Here is a 5,641-nt window from a genome sequence, read left to right as displayed (position 1 = left end):
GACCCTTGGGTGCGGGGACAGGATTTGAACCTGTGACCTTCAGGTTATGAGCCTGACGAGCTACCGGGCTGCTCCACCCCGCGTCAGGGTGTTTTGTATTGTGAGGGAGGGTTCGTGGACTTTGGTTTGATATCCTTTTGGCGGACCTGGCGGCGACCTACTCTCCCGCGCCTTGAGACGAAGTACCATTGGCCCAGGGGGACTTAACGACCGAGTTCGGAATGGGATCGGGTGGGGAACCCCCGGCAAAGCCACCAGGTCAGCGAAAAGGATATCAGTCGCTCCATTGCTGGAGCGATGATTGTGAAGAAGACATCAGTGTCTGAAGTAGAGCCATGCTTTGTGCATGGGTTTGACTGAAGAACGATCAAGCCTATCGAGCTATTAGTACCGGTAAGCTCCATGCGTCGCCGCACTTCCACACCCGGCCTATCAACGTGGTGGTCTTCCACGGCTCTCAGCGAGACCTTGTTTTGAGGTTAGTTTCCCGCTTAGATGCTTTCAGCGGTTATCTATTCCACACTTAGCTACCCTGCTGCACAGCTGGCGCCATGACAGGTCCACCAGAGGTGTGTCCATCCCGGTCCTCTCGTACTAGGGACAGATCCTCTCAAGTCTCGTACACCCACGGCAGATAGGGACCAAACTGTCTCACGACGTTCTGAACCCAGCTCACGTACCACTTTAATCGGCGAACAGCCGAACCCTTGGGACCTGCTCCAGCCCCAGGATGTGATGAGCCGACATCGAGGTGCCAAACTTTGCCGTCGATATGGACTCTTGGGCAAAATCAGCCTGTTATCCCTAGAGTACCTTTTATTCGTTGAGCGATGGCCCTTCCACGCAGGACCACCGGATCACTATGGCCGACTTTCGTCTCTGCTCGACTTGTCAGTCTCGCAGTCAGGCGGGCTTATGCCATTGCACTCGACGACCGATTTCCGACCGGTCTGAGCCCACCATCGCGCGCCTCCGTTACACTTTGGGAGGCGACCGCCCCAGTCAAACTGCCCGCCACGCCATGTCCCGGACCCGGATAACGGGCCGCGGTTAGACGTCAGCAACAATAAGGGTGGTATTTCAAGGATGGCTCCACAGGAACTGGCGCCCCTGCTTCATAGTCTCCCACCTATCCTACACATGTTGCTGCTAACGCCAAGGCGAAGCTGCAGTAAAGGTTCATAGGGTCTTTCCGTCTGACCGCGGGAACCCCGCATCTTCACGGGGAATTCAATTTCGCTGAGCCTATGCTGGAGACAGTGGGGAAGTCGTTACGCCATTCGTGCAGGTCGGAACTTACCCGACAAGGAATTTCGCTACCTTAGGACCGTTATAGTTACGGCCGCCGTTTACCTGGGCTTCAATTCAGAGCTTGCACCCCTCCTTTTAACCTTCAGGCACCGGGCAGGCGTCAGACCCTATACGTCGCCTTGCGGCTTCGCAGAGCCCTGTGTTTTTGATAAACAGTCGCTACCCCCTGGCTTGTGCCACTCTTTACTGGTTGCCCAATGAAGAGTCACGCTTATCCCGAAGTTACGCGTGCAATTTGCCGAGTTCCTTCAGCATAGTTCTCTCAAGCGCCTTGGTATACTCTACCTGCCCACCTGTGTCGGTTTCGGGTACGGTCTCCGTTGGAGTTATTTCCAGGGACCTGTTCACTGCCAGGAGCAATCCAATAAGCCCTGACAATTTACCAGATCCGTCACTTCCAACTGGTTCAGGAATATTCACCTGATTCCCATCGACTACGCCTTTCGGCCTCGCCTTAGGGGCCGACTAACCCTGCGCAGATTAGCTTTACGCAGGAACCCTTGGGCTTTCGGCGAGAGGGTCTCTCACCCTCTTTATCGCTACTCATGTCAGCATTCTCACTTCCGATACCTCCAGCAAGGCTCACGCCTCACCTTCACCGGCTTACGGAACGCTCCGCTACCGCGTGCTTACGCACACCCATACCTTCGGCGTCTGGCTTGAGCCCCGTTACATTTTCCGCGCAGGTTCGCTTGACCAGTGAGCTGTTACGCTTTCTTTAAATGATGGCTGCTTCTAAGCCAACATCCTGGTTGTCAAAGCAAACCCACATCGTTTCCCACTTAGCCAGAACTTGGGGGCCTTAGATGATGGTTAGGGTTGTTTCCCTTTTCACGACGGACGTTAGCACCCGCCGTGTGTCTCCCGGATAGTTCTCTTGGGTATTCGGAGTTTGATTAGAATTGGTACAGCTCGCGCCGCCCGCATCCATTCAGTGCTCTACCCCCCAAGGAATACGTCCGAGGCACTACCTAAATAGTTTTCGCGGAGAACCAGCTATGTCCAGGTTTGATTGGCCTTTCACCCCTATCCACAAGTCATCCGAGAATTTTTCAACATTCACCGGTTCGGTCCTCCAGTAAGTGTTACCTTACCTTCAACCTGCTCATGGATAGATCACCTGGTTTCGGGTCGTCATGCGACGTACTTATTCGCCCTATTCAGACTCGCTTTCGCTGCGCCTACACCTAACGGCTTAAGCTTGCACGGCACATGAAGTCGCTGACCCATTATACAAAAGGTACGCCGTCACCACGCGCGGTGGCTCCGACTGCTTGTAGGCTTCCGATTTCAGGTTCTGTTTCACTCCCCTTGTCGGGGTGCTTTTCACCTTTCCCTCACGGTACTTGTTCGCTATCGGTCATTGAGGAGTACTTAGGCTTGGAGGGTGGTCCCCCCATGTTCAGACAGGATTTCACGTGTCCCGCCCTACTCGAGTCTGTCGCTATTTGACGCTTACGGGGCTATCACCCACTATGGCGGACCTTCCCAGATCCTTCAGCTTTATGTCACGACAGCACTGGCCTGGTCCCGGTTCGCTCGCCACTACTACGGGAGTCTCGGTTGATGTCCTTTCCTCCGGGTACTGAGATGTTTCAGTTCCCCGGGTTTGCTTAATGAACCCTATGTATTCAGGTCATTATACCTTGTCTGATCAACCGATCGTCGCCTTGCCCGAAGGCAAAGCAAAGTCGGGTGACCATAAAGGTGGGTTTCCCCATTCGGAGATAGCCGGATCAAAGGGTGCTCGCGCCTCCCCGGCTCTTATCGCAGCGTGCCACGTCCTTCATCGCCTCTCAATGCCAAGGCATCCGTCAGAAGCCCTTATGCGCTTGATCGTTCTCAGCAAAACCCATGCTTAAATCAGCCCTCGCCGCATCGCGCGGGGAGGCCTGAGCATGAGCTCTACCTTTAGTCAGACAATGATGTCTTCTTAAGTCCGCCCTTAAACCGGATCCGCATCCCAGGGGTGAGCTGCGGTCGGCGGGAGAACCCTGCCTTCACAATGTCATTTCGCATCAGCGCCAGGCGCTGCTGCAAACTTGTCATCCAATCGCGAGATAGCCATCTCGGCGGTCCTACCAGCTGGCCTCGCTCAAGCAGCGAAGCGGTAGCGAGGACAGCGAACCAAAATGGTGGAGCCAGACGGATTCGAACCGACGACATCCTGCTTGCAAAGCAGGCGCTCTACCAACTGAGCTATGGCCCCTCTCTTTCAAGAGATCTGGGTTAGCCAGGAGAGCTGGTCGTGATCCGAAGTTCAGGAGAAGAGTGGTAGGCCTGGGCAGACTCGAACTGCCGACCTTACGCTTATCAGGCGTACGCTCTAACCACCTGAGCTACAGGCCTATGACGGCCTTCGGGGCATCCGCTCCGGGCTCGCGATCGCACCTTGATCTCGTTCGATCAAAGTGAGTGGAAAGAGAAACGAAGACGGCGGCGATCCGCTCTTTGTGGTGCGTCAAGCGCACCGTGTCTGGAGCTTCAATAGCTTCGTGAGAAGCTGGAGAAGCATCCTTAGAAAGGAGGTGATCCAGCCGCAGGTTCCCCTACGGCTACCTTGTTACGACTTCACCCCAGTCGCTGACCCTACCGTGGTCGCCTGCCTCCTTGCGGTTAGCGCAGCGCCTTCGGGTAAAGCCAACTCCCATGGTGTGACGGGCGGTGTGTACAAGGCCCGGGAACGTATTCACCGCGGCATGCTGATCCGCGATTACTAGCGATTCCAACTTCATGCTCTCGAGTTGCAGAGAACAATCCGAACTGAGACGACTTTTAGGGATTGGCTCCCCCTCGCGGGATTGCAGCCCTCTGTAGTCGCCATTGTAGCACGTGTGTAGCCCACCTTGTAAGGGCCATGAGGACTTGACGTCATCCCCGCCTTCCTCCGGATTAACTCCGGCAGTATGATTAGAGTGCCCAGCCAAACCTGATGGCAACTAATCACGAGGGTTGCGCTCGTTGCGGGACTTAACCCAACATCTCACGACACGAGCTGACGACAGCCATGCAGCACCTGTGTCCCAGTCCCCGAAGGGAAAACCACATCTCTGTGGCGGTCCAGGCATGTCAAAAGGTGGTAAGGTTCTGCGCGTTGCTTCGAATTAAACCACATGCTCCACCGCTTGTGCGGGCCCCCGTCAATTCCTTTGAGTTTTAATCTTGCGACCGTACTCCCCAGGCGGAGTGCTTAATGCGTTAGCTGCGTCACCGACATGCATGCATGCCGACAACTAGCACTCATCGTTTACGGCGTGGACTACCAGGGTATCTAATCCTGTTTGCTCCCCACGCTTTCGAGCCTCAGCGTCAGTAACGGACCAGTATGTCGCCTTCGCCACTGGTGTTCTTCCGAATATCTACGAATTTCACCTCTACACTCGGAGTTCCACATACCTCTTCCGTACTCAAGACTGCCAGTATCAAAGGCAATTCCAAGGTTGAGCCCTGGGCTTTCACCTCTGACTAAACAGTCCGCCTACGCTCCCTTTACGCCCAGTAATTCCGAGCAACGCTAGCCCCCTTCGTATTACCGCGGCTGCTGGCACGAAGTTAGCCGGGGCTTCTTCTCCGGGTACCGTCATTATCGTCCCCGGTGAAAGAATTTTACAATCCTAAGACCTTCATCATTCACGCGGCATGGCTGCGTCAGGCTTTCGCCCATTGCGCAAGATTCCCCACTGCTGCCTCCCGTAGGAGTTTGGGCCGTGTCTCAGTCCCAATGTGGCTGATCATCCTCTCAGACCAGCTACTGATCGTCGCCTTGGTGGGCCTTTACCCCACCAACTAGCTAATCAGACGCGGGCCGCTCCAATGGCGATAAATCTTTCCCCCGAAGGGCACATCCGGTATTAGCTCAAGTTTCCCTGAGTTGTTCCGAACCAAAGGGCACGTTCCCACGTGTTACTCACCCGTCCGCCACTAATCCCGAAGGATCCGTTCGACTTGCATGTGTTAGGCCTGCCGCCAGCGTTCGCTCTGAGCCAGGATCAAACTCTCAGGTTGAGTTGACATTGACTCCAGTATTTAGACCGAGGGGAAAACCTCAGTCCGCGTTCTGGTTTGCATAGTATCTTGACGAGTTCCCATCACACTCCGACCAGCTCCGAAGAACCGACCGGCGTATAAATGGTGTCTTCAAGAGACCGCATTACGTCAGCGCCAAATGATCCACTCCGTAGAGTGAACCGCCAGAGCGCCGCCGCCTGCGTTTCTCTTTCCAAATCAACAATGTCAAAGACCCGAACCGCCTCAGCGGCCCCACCGTTTAGCGCCCGGTGTCGGCGGAGGCGGCTATCTATCCAACCTCGTTTTCCGTGTCAAATCGTTT

Annotated in this window: 3 tRNA genes and 3 rRNA genes; all 6 read right to left on the bottom strand. The window is 55.1% G+C overall.

From position 1 onward, the window contains the following. Window positions 1-6 precede the first annotated feature (6 nt). The 6 genes from CSW60_RS22870 to CSW60_RS22845 all read right to left on the bottom strand — a co-directional run bounded on the left by CSW60_RS22870 (window position 7) and on the right by CSW60_RS22845 (window position 5,316). Window positions 7-83 (bottom strand) — tRNA-Met (locus CSW60_RS22870). A gap of 61 nt (window positions 84-144) precedes the next feature. Then, window positions 145-259, bottom strand: a 5S ribosomal RNA gene (gene rrf / locus CSW60_RS22865). Window positions 260-363: 104 nt separating this feature from the next. After that, a 23S ribosomal RNA gene (locus tag CSW60_RS22860) occupies window positions 364-3,149 on the bottom strand. A 295-nt stretch (window positions 3,150-3,444) separates the two neighbouring features. Then, a tRNA-Ala gene (locus CSW60_RS22855) sits at window positions 3,445-3,520 on the bottom strand. Between the two features lie 63 nt (window positions 3,521-3,583). Next, window positions 3,584-3,660: transfer RNA gene (locus CSW60_RS22850), tRNA-Ile, on the bottom strand. Window positions 3,661-3,832: 172 nt separating this feature from the next. Next, window positions 3,833-5,316: ribosomal RNA gene (locus CSW60_RS22845) — 16S ribosomal RNA — on the bottom strand. Together the 16S, 23S and 5S rRNA genes with 3 tRNA genes alongside form the textbook arrangement of a ribosomal RNA operon. Window positions 5,317-5,641 lie beyond the last annotated feature (325 nt).

The sequence above is a fragment of the Caulobacter sp. X genome (assembly GCF_002742635.1).
Classification (GTDB): Bacteria; Pseudomonadota; Alphaproteobacteria; order Caulobacterales; family Caulobacteraceae; genus Caulobacter.
Note: the sequence above shows the minus strand (reverse complement) of the source record. Positions and strands in the feature narration are given on the sequence as shown.